Source organism: Acidaminococcus timonensis (genome assembly GCF_900106585.1).
GTDB classification, from domain to species: domain Bacteria; phylum Bacillota; class Negativicutes; order Acidaminococcales; family Acidaminococcaceae; genus Acidaminococcus; species Acidaminococcus timonensis.
Genome location: NZ_FNWH01000006.1, coordinates 689,755 through 709,624, shown reverse-complemented (window position 1 = coordinate 709,624; position 19,870 = coordinate 689,755). Strand labels below are relative to the sequence as shown.

Sequence of the window (19,870 nt, the reverse complement as noted above, 5' to 3'; positions counted from 1 at the left end):
TGCAATAGCCTGTATTTATTGAAAAGGAAGGGATCGTTTATGAAGACCGTGAAGTTTTTCTACGCCCGGACCACTCTGGACCTGGAGGTACCGGACGCTACGCCCGTGCTCACCAGCCGCATCGGCGAATTAAAGAGCAGCGGCGACGGCCGGGATATCGTCCGCCGGGCCCTGGAACACCCCATCGACTCTCCCCGGCTCAGTGAACTGGCCCAGGGTAAACCGGACTGCGTCATCATCATCTCCGACCACACCCGCCCTGTGCCCAGCCGGGATATCCTGCCGGCCATGATCGAGGAGCTGCGCCGGGGCAACCCAAGTATCGACATCAAGCTGCTGGTGGCCACCGGGTTCCACCGTCCCACCAGTGTCAGCGAACTGAAAGAAAAACTGGGCGACGCCCTGTATGACGAATTCAAGGACAAGATCATCATCCACGACGCCCACAATCCGGCTACGAACATGAAGATCGGCGTGCTGCCCTCCGGCCCGGACTGCATCATCGACAAGGCGGCCGTACATACGTCCCTTCTGGTGGCCGAAGGCTTCATCGAACCCCATTTCTTCGCCGGTTTCTCCGGCGGGCGGAAATCCGTGCTGCCCGGGGTGGCGGACGCCGTTACCGTTATGGGCAACCACTGCTCCAAATTCATCGACGACCCCCACGCCCGCTCCGGCATCCTGGACGGCAATCCCCTGCACAGGGATATGGTGGCCGCTGCGGAAATGGCTCACCTGGCGTTTATCTGTAACGTGGTCATCGACGAAAACAAGAAGACCGTGGCGGCCTTTGCCGGGAACTTCCTGACGGCCCACCGGGCCGGCTGTGATTTCATCGCCGATTACGTGTGCGTGAAACCGGCCTGGGCGGACATCGTAATTTCCACCAACGGGGGCTATCCCCTGGACCAGAACGCCTACCAGGCCGTGAAGGGCATGACGGCAGCGGAAGCCACGGTGAAGGAAGGCGGCGTGATCATCATGCTGGCCAGCTGCAGTGACGGCAGCGGCGGGGAGGCGTTCTACCACACCATTGCCGATGCCCCCACCATCGAGGACGCCTACCAGAAGTGCCTGGCCACGCCCCAGGAAAAGACCGTCCCCGACCAGTGGGAATCCCAGATCCTGGCCCGGATCGTCCGCAAGCACCGGGTGATCTTCGTGGCGGAACCGGAACAGAAGACCCTGATTGAAGGGCTGAAGATGACGTACGCCCCAGACCTCACGACGGCCTACAAGCTGGCCCGGGAGATCAAAGGCGAAGACGCATCGCTCACCTGCATCCCCAACGGGATCAGCGTGGTGGTGAGAGAGTAAGGGCGGGTCGGTGACCCGCCTGCTTTGAGGGCCTGACGGCCCGTCACGGGTCACGAGACGCATGACAAAAGAGGCTGTGAAACTGAGCTGACCCCCAATTGTTAGACCAAAAATCTAACAATTGGGGGTTAGTTTTTTTATGGCAAGACACAGCTATGAATTTAAGAAAAAAATAGTACTGGAATACTTGAACAGTGACAAAGGGTGTATTTCTATTTCACGTAAATATGGGATGGCAAGTAGCAGCCAGCTGCTAAAGTGGGCTGCTGCTTACAAGGCATTTGGAGATAATGGTCTGAAGAGATCTCGCTCTCAAAAAATATACTCTTTCAAAGAAAAACTTTCTGTGGTAGAGTCTTACTTAACAAATGAAATCTCATATCAGGAATTGGCAATTCGTGTAGGAATCAACAATCCGTCATTGATTTCCAGATGGGTCAATGAATTTAAAATTGCGGGGCCGGATGCGTTACGGTCACATAAAAAAGGTAGGAAAAAGACTTTGAGCCAATCAAAACCCAAAAAAACAGATACCCAGGTTCAACAACCGATGGTCAACATCAGTGTGGAACATGTCCAGGAGTTAGAGAATGAAAACCTTAAACTCCGAATAGAGAATGCTTTTTTAAAAGAACTGAGGAGACTGCGTTTAGAGGACGAAGCAAAAATGAGAGAGTTGCGAAAATCATCTCCAGTCTCCGAGGATCATTCAAGTTGAAAGACATTCTCTCCTATACGCAAATGCCCAAAGCAACCTATATGTACTGGCAGAAACGGTTTGACCGCGAGAATCCAGACCAGGAAGTAGAGGAGAAAATACAGGAAATCCGCAGCCAGCATAAAGATTATGGATACCGTCGCATGACCGGTGAGCTAAAGAACCAAGGGATTTGCGTGAACAAGAAGAAAGTTCAACGTATCATGCAGAAACTGAGCCTTCAGGTAACATCTTTTACCCGGAAGAGCCGTAAATACAGCTCCTATAAGGGTAAGGTAGGAACCATTGCTCCAAATAGGATACATCGTCGTTTTGAGACGAATATCCCTCACCAGAAGATTACGACCGACACTTCAGAATTCAAATACTATGAAGCAGATTCACAGGGACATTTGACTCTGCGCAAGCTTTATCTGGATCCTTTCCTGGACATGTTCAATAATGAAATCATCAGCTATGGAATAGCCAAATATCCTTCGGCTAACAGCATACTGGAAGCTCAAGCCAAAGCAATCAAAATTACTGCTGATTGTCCGTATCGAAGAACATTTCACTCCGATCAGGGCTGGGCATACCAAATGAAATTCTATACCAAAAGACTAAAAAACGAACGAATTTTTCAGAGCATGTCTCGAAAAGGCAACTGTCATGATAACGCTGTAATGGAAAACTTCTTCGGCTTACTGAAGCAGGAAATATATTACGGAGTGACCTACTACAGCTACAAAGAATTAAAAGGCGCTATCGAACGATACATCAAATACTATAACGAGCAAAGAATCAAGGAAAAACTGGGCTGGAAAAGTCCTGTTCAATACAGGCTTTCCTTGCAGGCAGCATAAAAAAGTAACGAGACGGTAAAAACCATCTCGTTACTAAGGTCTAACTTTTTGGGGTCACATCAAAACATCTGTTTCACAGCCTCTTTCTTTAAAGTGTTCTCCACTGGAATTCCTACATGGTGGAGATGAGGGGAGTCGAACCCCTGTCCGAAAGCATTGCCATGCGAACTTCTCCGAGCGCAGACTGCATATTTTATTTCGCAGCCGATATGCCTGCAGACGGGCTTACCGACGTGCTATCTCGATGGATTTCCCTGTCCCCCTCCGAGAATTGGAGCACAGGTATCCTGCAAGTGTCGTCTCAGCTTCTCCTGCAGGAAGGGAGAGGCGAGACGTTAGCAATTTAAGCTGCTAAAGCGTAAGAATCGTCTGCGTTTATAACGCGTTTCCACCGTTTTATGGGGTTGGCGGGATCCCAGCTCGCTTATCGCACACCATCTACCCCCGTCGAAACCGGTACATCCCCGGGTTGGTGTGTAATATGTATTATAGCATGGGCTGGAAACGGCTGTCAAATGCCGGCCGCTTCCAGCTGTCACTAGTCACTAGTCACTAGCCGAATGAAAAAACAGGCCGCCCTTATGGGCAGCCTGTTTTGCTTGAAATCACATCTGTTCCTTAATAAACGCCCGGATGGGGCCAAAGCCTTCGATTTTGTTCAGGGTATCCCCTTCCCCTACCAGCAGGGTGGGTGCACTCTGGACCTGGTATTTTTCGGCCAGTTCCGGATGCTCCTCGGCAAAGATTTCCTTGAAGTCCACTCCGGATTTCTCCAGTTCCCGCACCGCCATCCTGCAGTTGGGACAGGTATGGGTGCCAAACAGGATCCAGGCCGGTTCCTTTCCCTGGGTCCTGGCCACGTTCCGGGTCCCGGCGTCAGCCGTCTTCAGACGGGGCTTCTGGAACACCGGGCGCTCCTTTTGCGGGGCTCCGTGGGTCAGATGGGAATCTTCCAGGTTGTACACCTTCCGATCCTTGAATTCCTGCACCTTGCCGTCATTCCAGTTCTGCACCGGACGATAGTACCCGGTAATCCGGCTGTACACTTCGGTCTTTTTGCCACAATAGGGGCAGGTGTACTGTTCGCCGTCCAGATACCCGTGTTCCCGGCAGATGCTGTAGGTGGGAGACAGGGTGAAATACGGCAGTTTGTAGTTGGAGGCGATCTTCTTCACCAGGCCGGCGGCACTCTTCCAGTCGGGCAGCTTTTCGCCCAGGAAGGCATGGAACACCGTGCCGGACGTATACAGAGTCTGCAGGTCGTCCTCCTTGTCCAGGGCAGTGAACAGATCGTCCGTATACCCCACGGGCAGGTGGGACGAATTGGTATAGTACGGGGTGCCATGTTCATTGGCGGTGATGATGTCCGGATACAGTTCCTTGTCGTGCTTGGCCAGACGATAGGTGGTGGATTCCGCCGGAGTAGCTTCCAGGTTGTACAGATCCCCGTACTCCTCCTGGTAATCCTTCAGCCGTTCCCGCATGTGCACCAGCACTTCATGGGTGAACTGCAGGGTTTCCGGATGGGTCAGGTCCTTCCGCAGCCAGTTGGCGTTCAGGCCCACTTCGTTCATGCCGATCAGGCCGATGGTGCTGAAGTGGTTCTTGAAGGTGCCCAGATACCGTTTGGTGTAGGGATACAGTCCCGCATCCAACAGCTTGGTGATCACGGTCCGCTTGGTCTTCAAGCTGCGGGCGGCAATGTCCATCATATGGTCCAGACGGTCGTAGAAGTCTTTTTCATCTTTGGCCAGATAGGCGATCCGGGGCATGTTGATGGTCACCACGCCTACGCTGCCTGTGGATTCTCCGGATCCGAAGAACCCGCCGGATTTTTTCCGCAGTTCCCGCAGATCCAGGCGCAGCCGGCAGCACATGCTCCGCACGTCACTGGGCTTCATGTCGGAGTTGATGTAGTTGGAGAAGTAGGGAGTCCCGTATTTGGCCGTCATTTCAAACAGCAGCCGGTTGTTCTCCGTATCGCTCCAGTCAAAGTCCTTCGTAATGGAATAGGTGGGGATCGGGTACTGGAAGCCCCGGCCGTTGGCATCGCCTTCGATCATGTTTTCGATGAAGGCCTTGTTCACCATGTCCATTTCCTTCTTGCAGTCCCCATAGGTGAAGTCCTGTTCCTTACCGCCCACAATGGCCGGTACGTCCTTCAGATCCTCCGGGCAGGTCCAGTCCAGGGTGATGTTGGAGAAGGGTGCCTGGGTACCCCACCGGCTGGGGGTATTGACCCCGTAGATGAAGCTCTGGACACACTGTTTCACTTCTTTATAGCTCAGGTTGTCCTTTTTCACAAAAGGTGCCAGATAGGTATCGAAAGAGGAAAAGGCCTGTGCCCCGGCCCATTCGTTCTGCATGATCCCCAGGAAGTTCACCATCTGGTTGCACAGGGTGGACAGATGGCTGGCCGGCGAAGAAGTGATCTTTCCGGGAATGCCCCCCAGCCCTTCCTGGATCAGCTGTTTCAGGCTCCAGCCGGCACAGTAGCCGGTGAGCATGCTCAGGTCGTGGATGTGCATGGCAGCGCTCTTGTGGGCGTCGGCCACTTCCTTGTCGTAGATTTCGTTCAGCCAGTAGTTGGCAGTAATGGCGCCGCTGTTGGACAGGATCAGGCCTCCCACGGAATAGGTGACCGTGGAGTTTTCCTTTACCCGCCAGTCGTTCACCTTCAGGTAATTGTCCACCAGCTCCTTGTAGTTCAGCAGGGAGGAGTTCACGTTGCGGACCTGCTCCCGCTGTTTCCGGTACAGGATGTAGGCTTTGGCCACATCGGCATAGCCGGAGTCGGACAGGATCTTTTCCACACTGTCCTGGATGCTTTCCACACTGATCAGATCGTTCTTGATCTTGGGATCGAAGTCAGCCGTCACCTGTAACGCCAGCATGTTGATGATGCTGGGATGATAGTTCTTCTTGAGTGCTTTGAATGCTTTGGTAATGGCGTTGCTGATCTTGGTCACGTCAAAATCAACGATCTTGCCATCGCGTTTGACCACGGAATACATGGCTTCATTCCCTCTTTCTTTCCAATTTGCAATTTCATGATGCTCTTTCATTCTAGCCCGTCATTCATGAAATGTCAATATGTAGTGGGTCTATACAACGTTGTATACTAAATGTTGTATCTATACCCCTCTCAAGTGGACATTGTTGGCAACCGTTGCAAGCAGGGACCCGTAGGCTTCCAGGGTATTACGGTCAGGGGCCGAAAAGCCTGCAAAGGGAACGGTCTCCCGATCCTTGAAGGCCTGGAGATAGAAATCGGGAATCTTTTTTCCAGTTTTGGCAACCAGCGGCAGGAGAAAATCCCTCATTCTTTCGAACGAATGTTTACTATGTAATTGTACCACAACCGTGGTCCGTAGTTCAAATGGGATTTTTTGGGTCAGCAGCTGTTCCACGCTTTCCCGGATCTTTTCCAGGGGCACGGAATCGGTGCCGGTGGTAAGGGCGTATTCCTCCGGGCTGTTTTTCAGATCCATGGCCACATAATCCACCAGGCCCCGCTCCAGGGCCTGCTGCAGCACATCCGGATAGCATCCGTTGGTATCCAGCTTCACAAGAAGGTCCCTGTCCTTCAATACCGCCAGGAATTCCAGCAGGCCGGGCTGCATACAGGGTTCTCCCCCACTGACCACCACGCCGTCCAGGATCCCCTGACGCTTGTCCAGATAGTCCAGTACCTCCTGCAGTTCCACCTGGGGTATATCCCCCTCCAGAAGCTCGCTGTTGTGGCAATAGGGGCACCGCAGGTTGCAGCCTCCGGTGAACAGGGTACAGGCCACCCGTCCCGGGAAATCCACCAGGGAAAGTTTCTGCCAGCCGGCAAGATACATGGGTAACGCCTCCTTCTTTATAACAACGTTCCCTATTATAGCACGTTTTTCCGGGGAAATTCAGCGCAAAAAAATACGGCCTGCTGGAGTCAGACCGTATTTTCTCAGACAGCTTCCTGGTTAGAGGCCCATGGCCATCTGCATGGCATGTGCAATATCCAGGAATTTGGAAATGATGATGGCGTTGGTGATGTTGCTCAGGAACCCGCCGATCACCGGTACCACGAAGAAGGCCAGTTTGGAATACCGGTACTTCTTGCACACCGCCGTCATGGTCACCATGGATACAGGCACGGCGCCCAGACCGAATCCGGTGTGGCCAACGGCGATGACCGCCGCGTCGTAGTTCTTGCCCATTCCGAAGAAGTCCACGAAATAGGAGTAGAAGATGATGAAAATGGCCTGGGCCATGCAGAGGATGAACAGCTGGAGGCCCATGCCGGCCAGGGTCCACAGTTTCATGGAAATGATGGACATGGACACGAACAGACCCAGGGAGAAGTCCCCAACGGTATCGATGCCTTCATACAGGGCCGTATGATCTGCGCCCTTCTTGGCGTCGAAGAACAGACGGATCAGGATGCCGGCAAACATGCAGCATACGTGGATCGGGAAGGAGATGTGCAGGGCTTTCAGCACGGTGAACACGGCACCGCCAACCCCCAGGGCAAAACACATCAGGTACATGGCCTGGACCACATCGCCCTTGTGCATCAGGTTGCCCATGGTGGACTTCCCGGATTCTTCTTCCATTTCACCCTTCCCATCCAGGGCAGGATCTTCCAGGTGATGTCTCCGGACGATGAATCGGCCAAAAGGCCCGCCGATGATGGCGCCGGAGATCAGACCAAAGGTGGCTGCAGCGATGGCGGCTTCCATGGCATTGCTCTGGCCGAACTGTACGGCGATGGGAGCAAAGGCTGCGGCGTTGCCGTGGCCCCCGGTCATGGGAATGGAACCGGTCATCATGGACAGCAGAGGCGGAACCTTCAGTACAGAGCCCAGGCCCAGTGCGATACCGTTCTGAAGAGCGGCCAGGACGGCAGCGGAAATGCAGAACAGGATCACATATTTCCCGCCGGTCTTCAGCAGACTCAGGCTGGCTGCCGCACCGCTGGCGGCAAAGAAGATGCAGTAGAACAGGCTGTTGGCTACCTTGTAGTCAAATTGCAGTTCGCAGATGCCCGCGTTGTAAAGCAATAAACTGATAATGGCAAAAATCGTACCGCCGACAACTGCACCAGGCAGGCAGTACTTCTTCAGGAACGGGAATTTGGCTCTCAGCCAGTCACCGAACCAGATGGAAAGTACACCCAATGCCAATGTGTGGAACATGGATAATTTAATAATCATCCTCTCCATTTTTTGAAACCCCCTCTAAATAAAAAATGATGAAACCATGCAGCGCGTCAGCCGGCTCCAGCCCGGCTGACCTTCGTTACGGGAACATTGTAGCACAATAAAGTCACAAATTCAAGGGAATAGTCTGAATATTAATAACTATAACCGTTATCTTATTAGTTACACAACGAAGATTGTTCGTATACAGAACACATTGACCTGCAGGATGGTATAAATAAGGCATCCTATATGGCAGATCGTGGACATTGTAACGATTTATAAAAAAAGGGGGGTGTTGCACAGGACGTGCAACACCCCCCTTTTTTCCCCCTTACACCACCGGGTCGATCATGCCCCGGCTGCGCATTTCCTGGGCTTCCTGTCGCAGGCGTTCGATCCGCTTTTCGGTAGGCGGATGGGTACTGAAAAGGGCCTGGGCGTCTTTGGCGGAGAACGGCGAAATGATGAACATATGGGCCGTTGCCTCCGTAGCATTGGGCATGGTCCGGTACCGGGCATAGCCCTCGATCTTTTCCAGAGCGTCCGCCAGGGCATCGGGATCCCCGCTGAGCTCGCCGCCGGAATAGTCAGCCATGTATTCCCGGGTCCGGGAAATGGCCAGCTGGATGATGGCAGCGGCAATGGGGGTCAGTACCAGCATCAGCACACCGGCCAGAGGATTGTTGCGCCGATCATCCCGGCTGCCCCCGAACCAGAAGGCAAATCGGGCCATCACAGAGATGACACCGGCCATGCCGGCGGCAATGGTGCTGATCAGGATATCATTATGGAGCACATGGCTCATTTCGTGGCCCAGTACGCCGGCGATTTCCCGGGGTTCCAGCAGCTCCATGAGGCCGGTGGTCACACACACGGCGGCATGGGACGGATTCCGCCCGGTGGCGAAGGCATTGGGCAGGGCCGTATCGATCACATAGACTTTCGGCATGGGCAGCCCCGCACGTTGTGCCAGGCCTTCCACGATGCCGTACAGCTGGGGGGCGCTTCCGGCGTCCACCGGCTGGGCGTTGTACTGGCTGATGACCAGCTTGTCACTGTACCAGTACATCAGCACATTGGACAGGATGGAAAAGGCCAGCATGAACGTCATACCGCTGCTGCCTCCGATGTAGTCCCCGATGACCATCAGAAGGGCGGTCATCAGGCCCATGAGAAGGGTTGTCTTGAACATATGCTTCACCTCTCTATGCTCTCGGGTGGGTTTTGTCAAAGACCGCTTTCAGGCGGTTGTCAGTCAGGTGGGTATAAATCTGGGTGGTGGAAATATCCGCATGGCCCAGCAGTTCCTGCACCGTGCGCAGATCGGCTCCGTTGTTCAGCATGTGGGTGGCAAAGGAGTGGCGCAGGATATGGGGAGTCAGGGGTTTGGTAATGCCCGCCTTCACTCCGTAGGCTTTGATGATCTGCCAGAACCGCTGGCGGGTCATGCCGGCACCCCGGATGGTCAAAAACAGGCTGCCGTCATCCTTTCCGGCCTTGATGAACAGGGGCCGCACCTTCTCCAGATATTTCTTCAAAAACTGGATGGCATACTGGCCCAGAGGGATCAGCCGTTCTTTGGACCCCTTGCCGTAGGCAATCACGTACCGGGTCTCCAGGTTCACGTTCACCCGTTTCAGGCTCAAAAGTTCCGATACCCGCATGCCGGTGGCATACATCACCTCCAGCATGGTCCGGTCCCGGAAGCCTTCGGGGGTGGAAAGATCCGGCGCCGCCAGCAGGCGTTTCACCTCCTCCTGGCTCATGACCTTGGGCAGGGTCAGCCCCTTGGTGCTGGCCTCCACCACTTCCGACGGATCTTCCTGCAGGAAGCCTTCCGCCGTCATGAACCGGAAGAAGGATTTCAGGGCCGCCAGTTTCCGGGAGGAGGAACTGGGGGCATAGTTGTGCATTTTCAGCATTTTCATATACCGCAGGATATCCTCCCGGGTCACCTGCTCCAGGGGCTTTTTGATCCACCCGGCGAACAGTCGCAGATCCCGCCCGTAAGATTCGCGGGTATTGCTCGCCAGGCCCATTTCTACTGTCAGATACTCCAGGAAAATGCTGATTTCTTTTTCCAGATTATTCGTGAGAGACACCCTGATCATTTCCTTTTTTTAGGACTAAGATGGCCTCGTTTTCCACAGGCGCGATGGTGGAGATGGCATGCTTGTAGATCAGCTGCTGCTTCCCCTCACTTTCCAGGATCACGGTAAAGTTGTCGAACCCCCACACCTTGCCCCGGACCTGGAAGCCGTTCATCAGGTAAATCACAATGGTCTTTTTTTCGCTGCGAACTTTGTTCAGAAAACTGTCTTGTAGATTCAATGGTCTGTTGCCGGTCGTCATAATGATTCCCTCTCTTTTCAGTTTGGAATGAACTGCATCTCCTCCAGCTTCTGGAGCATCGCAGCCACACAGGCTGCGTAATCAGGAGGATCATCCAGGGATAGCCACTGGATGTAGGGCATTTTCTTGTACCAGGTGATCTGCCGTTTGGCAAAGTTCCGGGTAGCCTGTTTCAGTTTGGCGATGCTTTCTTCCCGTGTCCACTCTCCGCGGAAATACTGCACCACCTGCCGATAGCCGATGCTCTTCATGGACTGTGCCGTAAGGGGCACCCCCATATGGAGAAGCTTCCGGGTTTCTTCGAAAAGGCCCTGTTCCACCATCAGATCAACCCGCCGGTTGATCCGGTCATACAAAGAAGCACGAGGCATCTGCAAACCAAAGACAACCGCATCGTAGGGGCTTTCTGCGGCTTTTTCCGCCGATACCCGGTCCCCACCCAGGGTTGTCTCTATGGCTCTTATTATACGCCTTCTGTCGTTAATCTTCAATTCCCCTGCTTTGGCCGGATCCAGTTTTTCCAGTTTGGCGTGAAGGGCCCCGTTCCCCTCCCGGTCTGCAAAAGCGTTCAATTTTTCGCGCAATGCCGACGATTCGTCCACACTGGAGAAATCGTAATGCTCCAGCAGGGCCTTGATGTACAGGCCCGTCCCTCCTACCAGAAGGGGCATTTTTCCCCGGGCGTTGCAGTCCCGGATCCAGGCGTCGGCCTGCTGCTGGAAATCCACCACAGAATATTTCTCAGCCGGTTCCAGGATATCCACCAGATGATGGGGTACCAGGGCCAGTTCCTCTGCCGTGGGCTTGGCGGTGGCAATGTCCATATGGCGGAATACCAGCATGGAATCTCCGGATATGATCTCCCCGCCCAGCTTCCGGGCCAGGGCGATGCCGCAGTGGCTCTTGCCTGTGGCCGTGGGGCCCAGGATGACGATGACTTTCGGTTTTTTCAGTTCCCCCACCGGGCTCCCTCCTCTCTGTGGATGACGCCGTAGCGCACCCTGCTGTATTTTCCTCCCAGCACCTCCCGGGCTCCCAGGCTGCGGAGCAGATCCTCATCCCGTTCCTTGACCACCACTTTGGGGGCAAGGCGCAGGGCCTCCTCCACCATGGACCGGTCCAGGGGCCTGTGATAGGTGGCAGGCCGCAGGGGCTGCATGCTGGACGAGTTGCCGATGGGCCGGCGGAACATGGGGTCGAAGTAAACCACGTCGAAAGAATCCGCCGGAAATGTGGGCATCAGCTCCTCAGCCCTGCCGTAGCGGGTCTGGATCCGCCGCAGGGCAGCGGTGATGTCCGGGTCATCGATGGCATATTCCTGCAGCCCCTGGGTCACCAGCTGGTACAAGACCGGAGAGGCCTCCAGGCCCACCACCTTGCCAGTGGGACCTGTCACAAAAGAAGCCACCGCAGAATCGGCGGCCAGGCCCAGGGTGCAGTCCAGGAACCGCATGCCGGGCTGCAGGCCGCAGGCCTCCATCAGGTGGTCGCTGCCGCCCCGTTTCAGGGTACGGATGCGGGGCACGCTCATGTTGGGATGGTAACGCAGCAGCCCCTCTTCCGTCATCACCTGCGGCCCCAGATGGGAGGCGATGAGCACGGCCTTCAGTCCTTTTTTTGCCAGGAACGTCTCCATGCTGCCATGGAGGGGCCGGGGAATCAGGGGAAGGTGCAGGTCCCGGGCCCAGACGCGGGCCTGCTGCAGCAGGTCCCCTCCCGGGTTGCGAATGGTGGTGACAGCATAAATGGACATAGCGTTCCTCCTGTATACGTGTAGTGGATTGTGGAGGAAGAACCCACCACCATCCCACAGGGCTGGTAGTGGGTTCTTCCCTGTCACGTTCTCTTGAACATATGGAACAGTTCGTCACTGTTCAACTGGATCATGCAGGGCCGGCCGTGGGGACAGGTGAAGGGATGCTCGGTGTTCAGAAGCTCCAGGATCACCTGGCGCATCTGCCGGATGTTCAGCACTTCCCCGGCCCGGATGGCACTGTGGCAGGCGGCGTAATGGAGCACGCTCTCCCGCAGATCGCTGGTCCTGATGTTCTTGTTCTCGGACAAAAGCTTCAATATATCATCGATGAACCCTTCCGCCTGGCCGTTGGCCACGTCGGCGGGCAGGGCCGAAACCCGCAGGGTGCTCTCCCCCGCCGGTTCCACATCCACCCCCAGCTTCAGAAACTGGTCCCGGTATTCCTCGATGGCGTCCACGTCGGGCTTGGTCACATTCAGGAACAGAGGGAGCAGCAGCTGCTGGGAGGGGATCTCCTGCTGCTGGCGCACGAACTTGTCGTACATGATCCGTTCGTGGGCCGCATGCTGGTCGATCAGGTACAGAGCCGTCTCCGACTGGGCGATGATGAAGGTCCTGTCCACCTGGCCCAGGGGCCAGATCATATCCACCCCGCTGTTGCAGGCGTTTTCCAGTGAAGCCTCCGTCACCTCCGCATCCCCTGCGGCAGGAGCGCTCTGGGGCGCAACTTCCCCGGTTACCGGATCCACCTCCGGCTCCTGCCGGGCGCCCACGGCCCGCTGGGCTTCGAAAAACTTTTCTCCGGCCTCTTCGGACACCTGGTCCGGCACCTTCCACACGGGCTGACCATAGCTGCCGCCGGGGCTGGAGGCAAAGCTGCGTCCGAAGGTCTGGCTGCGGGGCTGGAACCCCCGGTCACCTCCGGTAAACAGGGGCTTCTGCTCCGGAGGCGCCGCCTGGGGCCGCAGGAAGGGTTTTTCCTCCCTCTGGGGACCCGGCTGGGCCAACTCCACAGAACCATCCTTCGTTTCCCGTCCGGCCATGGGCTGGGTCAGGGCATTGCACAGGCCATGGTACACTGCCCGGTATACAGCGCTTTCATCCCCGAACTTGATTTCGCTTTTCTGGGGATGCACATTGATGTCGATGAGATGGGTGTCGATGCCGATGTTCAGCACCGCAAAGGGAAATCCGGCCTTGGGGATCTGGCTCTGGTAGGCGTGGTCGATGGCCTTGCTCACCATCCGGTTGTTGATGCACCGGCCGTTCACAAACAGGGTCTGCCACTGGCGGGTGCCCTTCAGCAGGGTGGGCCGGCTGATGTAGCCGGTGATTTTGATCCCGTCCTGCTCATACTCCACCGTCAGCAGTTCTCGGGTCACCGCCTTGCCGTACAGGGCTTCAATGGTGTCCAGGATATCTCCGCTCCCCGGAGTATTGATCACTTCTTTGTCATCCCGGGTCAATGTCAGGTGCACATCGGGCCGGGAAAGGGCAATCTTGCCCAGGATCTCGCTGATGTAGCGGCCTTCCGTATTCACCGTCCGCAGGAACTTCCGCCGGGCCGGCACGTTATAGAACAGGTCCTTCACCGTAATGGTGGTGCCTACATCGCCGCCCATGGTCTCCACGTCCATATCTTCGCCCCCGTCGATGGTGATGCGGGTGGCAAAATCCGAGTCGGCTTCCCTTGTCAGCAGGGTAAAATGGCTGACAGAGGCAATGCTGGGCAGGGCCTCCCCCCGGAACCCCAGGGTGTGCAGGGTCAGCAGGTCGTCCGCCTTTACGATCTTGCTGGTGGCGTGGCGCAGGATGGCCATGCGGGCGTTCTCTTCATCCATGCCGGAACCGTTGTCCCGCACCCGGATGAACTCCGTGCCCCCGGCGAAGATGCTCACATCGATCTGGGTGGCACCGGCATCCAGGGAATTCTCCACCAGTTCCTTCACCACGGAAGCAGGTTTTTCCACCACTTCCCCGGCTGCGATCTGGTTGCTGGTATTCTGATCCAGCAGTTGGACCTTGGCGCTCATTCAGCCTGCCCCCTTTCCCGCTTGGCCTCTTCCTGGAGTTTATACAGGGTATTCAGGGCCTCCAGGGGGGTCATGGTCATCACATCCAGGCTGCGCAGGGTGTCGCCGATCACGTCCCCGAACAGGCTGGGCTGCAAATCCTCCTGTCCTTTCTTCGGTGCAGGGGCCGCCTTGGCAGCCGGTGCCGGAGCCGCTCCCTGGCTGGTGTATTCCTCCAGCAGCTCATCCGCCCGTTTCACCACTTTTTCCGGCAGCCCGGCCAGTCTGGCCACATGGATGCCATAGCTCCTGTCGGTGCCCCCGGGTACGATCCGTCGCAGGAACACCACATCATGGCCTTTTTCCTTCACAGCTACAGAATAGTTCCTGATCCCCGGATCCAGCTTCTCCAGCTCGATCAGTTCGTGGTAGTGGGTGGCAAACAGGGTCTTGGCCCTGATCTTGTCATTGATGTATTCCACCACAGCCCGGGCGATGCTCATGCCGTCATAGGTACTGGTCCCCCGGCCCACTTCGTCCAGGATGATCAGGCTGCGGCTGGTGGCGTATTTCAAAATGTTGGCCACTTCGTTCATTTCCACCATGAAGGTGCTCTGGCCCGTAGCCAGATCGTCACTGGCCCCCACCCGGGTGAAGATCCGGTCCACCGGGCAGATGTCCGCCTCCCGGGCCGGGATGAAGCTGCCCATCTGAGCCATCAGGGTCAGCAGCGCCACCTGGCGCATGTAGGTGGATTTGCCGGCCATATTGGGGCCGGTGAGGATGATCAGCCGTTCATCGGTGCAGTTCAGGTGCACGTCGTTGGGCACGAACAGCTCCCGTTCCAGCAGCTTTTCCACCACCGGATGCTTGCCGTCTTTGATGGTGATCTCCTGGCGGTTGTTCAGCCGGGGGCATACGTAGCTGCCCTTGAAGGCCGCCATGGCCAGGGAATACAGCACGTCCAGTTCCCCCAGGGCCCGGGCCGTCTCCTGCACTTCCACCAGATGGTCCCGCACATCCTGGCGGATCTGGTTGAACAGGTAGTATTCCAGCTGCTGGATCTTTTCCCTGGCGCTGAGGATCTTGTTTTCAAAAGCCTTCAGCTCGGGGACGATATACCGTTCTCCGTTCACCAGGGTCTGCTTGCGGATGAAAGAATCAGGCACCTGGGAAATCTGGCCTTTGGAAACTTCAATATAATACCCGAAGACCTTGTTGTAGCCCACCTTCAGGTTCTTGATGCCGGTCTGGTCCTTGATCCGCTGTTCAAAGTCGGCCATCCACTGGTTGTTGTTTTCGGCAATGTCGTGGACTTCGTCCAGCTCGGCGTTGAAGCCTTTGCGGATCATGCCCCCCTCCCGTACGGTAAAGGGCGGATCATCTACGATTCCCCGTTCCAGTTCCTCCAGCAGATCCTGGTGGAGGGCGATGCGGGTATCCAGGGTGTGGAGCAGGCCCTCGCTGCACTCACTGAGCAGCTGCTTCACCTGGGGCAGAGCCCGCAGGGCCGTCCGGAGAGCCGCCAGGTCACGGGCATTGGCAGAGCCCACTTCGATCCGGGATAAAATCCGTTCCAGGTCGGTGATCTCTCCCAGGGCCTCCCCCAGACGGGTACGGAACTGGGTGGCATTGTGGGTTTGGCTTTCCAGCACCATATATCCGATAGCCTGCTGGCGCAGGGTGATCCGGGCGGTGTCCAGAAGGGGTGCCTCCACCCACTGCCGCAGCTGCCGGGCCCCCATGGCCGTGCGGGTGTAGTCCAGCACATCCAGCAGGGTGCCGTGGCGGGTGCCGTCCTTCATGTTCTTCACCAGTTCCAGATTGCGGATGGCGGTGGCATCCAGGTTCATCACCGCGTCCGTGGTGATTTCCCGCAGATGGTTGATCTGGGCCAGATCGCTTTTCACATTCTCATGGATATAGCCCAGCATGGCTTCCACAGTTTCGTGCACCAGAGGGATCCGACCCGCCGGATCCGCCCCGAAATGCTGGCTGAAATAATCCAGGCCCGGGATGGGATCGTACTGGTTCACCATGCAGTCGGGCAGTTTCTGCTGCATTTTGTCCAGCAGGTCCTGGAACGCTTCCGTACCCGTGGTGAGCACCAGTTCCGCCGGCGAAATCCGGTACAGCTGGTCCAGCACCGCTTCTTGCCGGTCTTTGCCCCCGGCCAGATACCAGGCGCATTCCCCGGTGGAAACATCGGCATAGGAAAGGCACAGCTGGTCCCCCTCCTGCTCCAGGCAGGCCAGGTACTGGTTGTGGCTCTCATCCAGGACCGCGTCACTTAAAATGGTGCCCGGGGTCAGGATCTTGGTCACTTCCCGCTTCACAATGCCCACAGCCTTTTTGGGATCCTCCATCTGGTCACAGATGGCGATCTTGTACCCTTTCCGGATCAGCTTGGCCAGATACCCGTCCACGCTGTGGAAGGGCACCCCGCACATGGGCATGGTGCTGGAGGCCCCGGCCTTGCCCCCGGCCCGTTTCGTCAGGGTCAGGTTCAGCTCCCGGCTGGCGGTGATGGCATCGTCGTTGAACAGTTCATAAAAGTCTCCCAGTCGGAAGAACAGCAATTCATCCTTATGCTGTTCCTTGATCTCCAGGTATTGCTGGAGCATGGGAGTCAACGTCGTCATAAGGCAGCACTTCCTTTAAGCAGCCAGGTCTGGGCGGTTTCGATCTTCACAGGCACCACTTCCCCTGCATCGAAGAACCGTTCCCCCACAGGCCACAGGACCAGCTTGTTGCCGTCGGTCCGGCCGCTCCACATGGTTTTGTTGTTGTGGCTCAGGCCCTCCACCATCACAGGAAGGGTCTGCCCCACCAGTTTCTGGTTGTGTTTCAGGCTGTGGCGGTTCTGGAGTTCCATGAGCCGGTTCAGGCGGTCTTTCTTCACCGCCAGAGGCACCTGGTCCCCCATTTTGGCCGCCGGAGTCCCGGAACGCCGGGAATAGATAAAGGTATACGCCGCATCGTAGCTCACTTCATCAAACAGGCTCAGGGTCTGCTGGAAATCCTCTTCCGTCTCCCCCGGGAACCCCACGATGATGTCGGTGGTCAGGGTGGCATCCGGCACGTACTTCCGGATGGTCTCCACCAGCTTCAGATAGGATTCCCGCGTATATCCCCGGTTCATGGCCTGCATGATCCGGGTGCTGCCACTCTGCACCGGGATGTGGAAATGATGGCACACGTGTTTGCTGTCCGCCACGGTGCGGATCAGTTCCTCGCTCATGTCACGAGGATGGCTGGTCATGTAGCGCACCCGTTCCACCCCGGGGATGGCATCCACCTGGCGCAGCAGGGCGGCAAAGGCATGGGTGTCCCCCCGGTCCTTGCCGTAGGAGTTCACGTTCTGCCCCAGCAGGGTGAATTCCCGGTAGCCCTGGGATACGGCACTGCGGATTTCGCTGCAGATGGCCTCGGCGCTGCGGCTCCGTTCCCGTCCCCGCACATAGGGCACGATGCAGTAGGTGCAGAAGTTGTTGCACCCGTACATGATGGGCACCCAGGCCGCATAACTGCTCTTGCGTACAAAATGGCCCTCGAACTCCCGGGGCATGACGGTCAGGTCATTGAACATCCCCGATTTCCGGTGGGTCTGGGCCAGGTACTCCTGCAGGATGGCGCTGAAGTTGTTCACATGGGCCGTGCCGATGAGCAGGTCCACCTGGGGATACTTCTTCAGGAACGCCTCCCCGTCCTTCTGGGCCATGCAGCCGGTGACACACAGGACTTTATGGGGATCTTCCCGTTTCACCTGTTTCATTTCCCCAATTTTGCCCAGGATCTTCTTTTCCGCACTTTCCCGGACACAGCAGGTGTTGATCAGGATCACGTCCGCATCGTGATAATTTTCCGTATAGTGATAGCCCAGATCGGAAAGCTGGCCGGCATAATGTTCCGAGTCGCTTTCGTTCATCTGGCAGCCATAGTTCAAAATGGTGTAATGCTTGGTCATAGGGTTCTTGGTTCCTCTCCATTTGAAAATATGTTCGTTTATCGTCAATACTTCATTTTACTATGTTGGTGGGGGTAAATCAAGGGGACACCACGTCAAAAGCGGCTGCCGCATCCAGCGACAGCCGCCTGCTCTGCTAGCCCAGTCCCGGGAAACTGGTCACGTACTTGATCCGGATATCCGGGAAACTGGTTACAAACTGTACGGTGAAATCTTCCCCGTACTCCACGAACTGCCATTCCCCGATTTCATCCGGGAAATGATCCACCACTTTGACCTTCAGATCCGGAAAGCTGGTCACCACCTGCACCCGGATGTCAGGATTGTATTCCACCACTCGTACCTTGCCACACAGACGGATGCCCTTGAAGGTTCCATCGGAACTGACGGCACCGGAGGCCAGCACAGTGGTTCCCGCCACCAGCGTCAACAGGCACAGGAGAAGGGCCAGAAGGCCCCCACGCAGGATTTTCATGTCGTTTCCCTCCTTGGCAAAACAGGTTCACACTTCCGGACCGCCCCTATGCACATGGGCGATGGGAATCCATTTCCGCTGGGGCCGGAACAGGGAGTAGACGGCGATCAGCGACAGGAAGATGCAGAAGAACCCTCCGGTCAGGATGCCGGGCAGCATTTTCTTCACGCTCAGATCCCCGCCCCGCACAGCGTTTGTCCCCATGATGAGGCTGAGCACATACAGCAGGCACCACCACAGGATATCCTTCAGATGCATCATGGGCAGACCGTTCAGCACCCGTTCCACCCACCAGGCCACATTGCCCAGGAAATAGAACCCGAACACCACGCACATGAGCATGGGCACGAAGTTGTCGATGAGCCGCACGTCCGGTCTGGCCAGGAAATGCTGCAGCCACCGGTGCCAGTAAGTCCGGGCGATTTCGTAATTTCCGGTCATCCACCGCCGGAGCTGGCTCACCATGGCCCGGAGAGTCACTGGCTGCTCGTCGTAGAACCGGGCTCTGTCCTGGTACTCGGAGAACACCCCTTTGAAGTTCTGCTGCATGGAAAATTCCAGGTCCTCCACAATGGTGCGGGTCTGCCATCCGTCCCGGTCCAGCAGCTTCACGTCGAAGCCAAAGCCGGTACCGGACACAATGGCCGGCAGATCCACATTGTACTTGGGTTTGCTGAACACATCCACACTGAGCCAGTACATGCTGTACCACTGGGTGATCAGGTTGTCATAGGGGTTGAGGGGCAGCCGGTTGCCCTGCACCAGCCGGGCCCCGTGGCGGAAGCTGTCGTCCAGGGCGGACAAAAAGCCTTTGTCCGGCAGGTTGTCCGCATCGAAGATCACCATATGGGAGAACTGGCCCCCGTACTGTTTCAGGATCCGGGGAATGCCCCAGTTCAGGACGGCCCCCTTGCCGGTCCGGGGCCCTTCATTCCGCTCCAGCACCGTCACCCGGGAAAACCGGCGTCCCACCTCCGCTGTGCGGTCATCACAGTGGTCCGCCAGCAGGAACACCCGGACCCTCTCGCCCGGATAGTCCTGCTCTTCCAGGGCGCGCAGCAGCTTGCCCACCACCCCTTCTTCGTTATGGGCGCAGACCAGGACCGCAAAGGTACTGGGCCCCGCCACCACCGGCCGCGGTTTTTTCCGGGTCAGCATTCCCAAGGCCACGGTGGCGCAGGTCCACAAAAATGTGACCAGCAGCACGACCTGGATGAGTAATGTCAGTCGGTACATAGTTCCCTC

General features: G+C 56.6%; 16 protein-coding genes and 1 other RNA gene. 3 read left to right on the top strand and 14 right to left on the bottom strand.

Going from position 1 to position 19,870, the window contains the following annotated elements:
* Positions 1–39 precede the first annotated feature (39 nt).
* The 3 genes from larA to BQ5462_RS11695 all read left to right on the top strand — a co-directional run bounded on the left by larA (position 40) and on the right by BQ5462_RS11695 (position 2,877).
* Complete coding sequence (larA, locus tag BQ5462_RS07200) at positions 40–1,317, top strand: nickel-dependent lactate racemase (protein ID WP_071142682.1); 1,278 nt, start codon at positions 40–42, stop codon at positions 1,315–1,317.
* Positions 1,318–1,456: 139 nt separating this feature from the next.
* Positions 1,457–2,035: a helix-turn-helix domain-containing protein gene (locus tag BQ5462_RS11700; RefSeq protein ID WP_071141584.1), complete on the top strand. Its 579-nt coding sequence runs from the start codon at positions 1,457–1,459 to the stop codon at positions 2,033–2,035.
* Positions 2,002–2,877, top strand: a complete 876-nt coding sequence (locus tag BQ5462_RS11695) for an IS3 family transposase (protein WP_143037990.1) — start codon at positions 2,002–2,004, stop codon at positions 2,875–2,877. Before BQ5462_RS11700 ends, BQ5462_RS11695 begins: the two co-directional genes overlap by 34 nt.
* Before the next feature lie 117 nt (positions 2,878–2,994).
* Here BQ5462_RS11695 and ssrA read toward each other — a convergent pair.
* The 14 genes from ssrA to BQ5462_RS07120 form a co-directional block, all read right to left on the bottom strand.
* Positions 2,995–3,343, bottom strand: a transfer-messenger RNA (tmRNA) gene (gene ssrA, locus BQ5462_RS07185).
* Positions 3,344–3,482: 139 nt separating this feature from the next.
* A complete protein-coding gene (locus BQ5462_RS07180; RefSeq protein ID WP_071142681.1) occupies positions 3,483–5,891 on the bottom strand; it encodes a ribonucleoside triphosphate reductase in 2,409 nt (802 codons plus the stop codon).
* Between the two features lie 120 nt (positions 5,892–6,011).
* Positions 6,012–6,722: an anaerobic ribonucleoside-triphosphate reductase activating protein gene (locus BQ5462_RS07175; RefSeq protein WP_071142680.1), complete on the bottom strand. Its 711-nt coding sequence runs from the start codon at positions 6,720–6,722 to the stop codon at positions 6,012–6,014.
* A 120-nt stretch (positions 6,723–6,842) separates the two neighbouring features.
* Positions 6,843–8,084 (bottom strand): sodium/glutamate symporter, encoded by a 1,242-nt coding sequence (locus BQ5462_RS07170; RefSeq protein ID WP_071142679.1) that lies wholly within the window; start codon positions 8,082–8,084, stop codon positions 6,843–6,845.
* 310 nt (positions 8,085–8,394) lie between these two features.
* Positions 8,395–9,255 (bottom strand): zinc metalloprotease HtpX, encoded by an 861-nt coding sequence (gene htpX / locus BQ5462_RS07165; RefSeq protein WP_071142678.1) that lies wholly within the window; start codon positions 9,253–9,255, stop codon positions 8,395–8,397.
* Between the two features lie 13 nt (positions 9,256–9,268).
* Positions 9,269–10,174 (bottom strand): site-specific tyrosine recombinase XerD, encoded by a 906-nt coding sequence (xerD, locus tag BQ5462_RS07160; RefSeq protein ID WP_071142677.1) that lies wholly within the window; start codon positions 10,172–10,174, stop codon positions 9,269–9,271.
* A complete protein-coding gene (gene hfq / locus BQ5462_RS07155) occupies positions 10,149–10,415 on the bottom strand; it encodes an RNA chaperone Hfq (RefSeq protein ID WP_071142676.1) in 267 nt (88 codons plus the stop codon). The genes xerD and hfq overlap by 26 nt, the downstream gene beginning before the upstream one ends.
* A gap of 17 nt (positions 10,416–10,432) precedes the next feature.
* Positions 10,433–11,377 carry a tRNA (adenosine(37)-N6)-dimethylallyltransferase MiaA gene (gene miaA, locus BQ5462_RS07150; protein ID WP_235819600.1) on the bottom strand — a complete coding sequence of 315 codons (945 nt, stop codon included), beginning with the start codon at positions 11,375–11,377 and terminating at the stop codon, positions 10,433–10,435.
* Positions 11,365–12,168, bottom strand: a complete 804-nt coding sequence (locus tag BQ5462_RS07145; protein ID WP_071142675.1) for a class I SAM-dependent methyltransferase — start codon at positions 12,166–12,168, stop codon at positions 11,365–11,367. The genes miaA and BQ5462_RS07145 overlap by 13 nt, the downstream gene beginning before the upstream one ends.
* Before the next feature lie 83 nt (positions 12,169–12,251).
* On the bottom strand, positions 12,252–14,204 hold the full coding sequence (gene mutL / locus BQ5462_RS07140) for a DNA mismatch repair endonuclease MutL (protein WP_071142674.1): 1,953 nt from the start codon (positions 14,202–14,204) through the stop codon (positions 12,252–12,254).
* A complete protein-coding gene (mutS, locus tag BQ5462_RS07135; RefSeq protein ID WP_071142673.1) occupies positions 14,201–16,825 on the bottom strand; it encodes a DNA mismatch repair protein MutS in 2,625 nt (874 codons plus the stop codon). The genes mutL and mutS overlap by 4 nt, the downstream gene beginning before the upstream one ends.
* Complete coding sequence (miaB, locus tag BQ5462_RS07130; protein WP_071142672.1) at positions 16,822–18,150, bottom strand: tRNA (N6-isopentenyl adenosine(37)-C2)-methylthiotransferase MiaB; 1,329 nt, start codon at positions 18,148–18,150, stop codon at positions 16,822–16,824. Before miaB ends, mutS begins: the two co-directional genes overlap by 4 nt.
* 136 nt (positions 18,151–18,286) lie before the next feature.
* Entirely contained in the window at positions 18,287–18,625 is a 339-nt protein-coding gene (locus tag BQ5462_RS07125) for a 7(1) septoil knot domain-containing protein (RefSeq protein WP_143038032.1), read from the bottom strand.
* A gap of 27 nt (positions 18,626–18,652) precedes the next feature.
* Positions 18,653–19,861 (bottom strand): glycosyltransferase family 2 protein, encoded by a 1,209-nt coding sequence (locus tag BQ5462_RS07120; protein ID WP_071142671.1) that lies wholly within the window; start codon positions 19,859–19,861, stop codon positions 18,653–18,655.
* Positions 19,862–19,870: the final 9 nt, after the last annotated feature.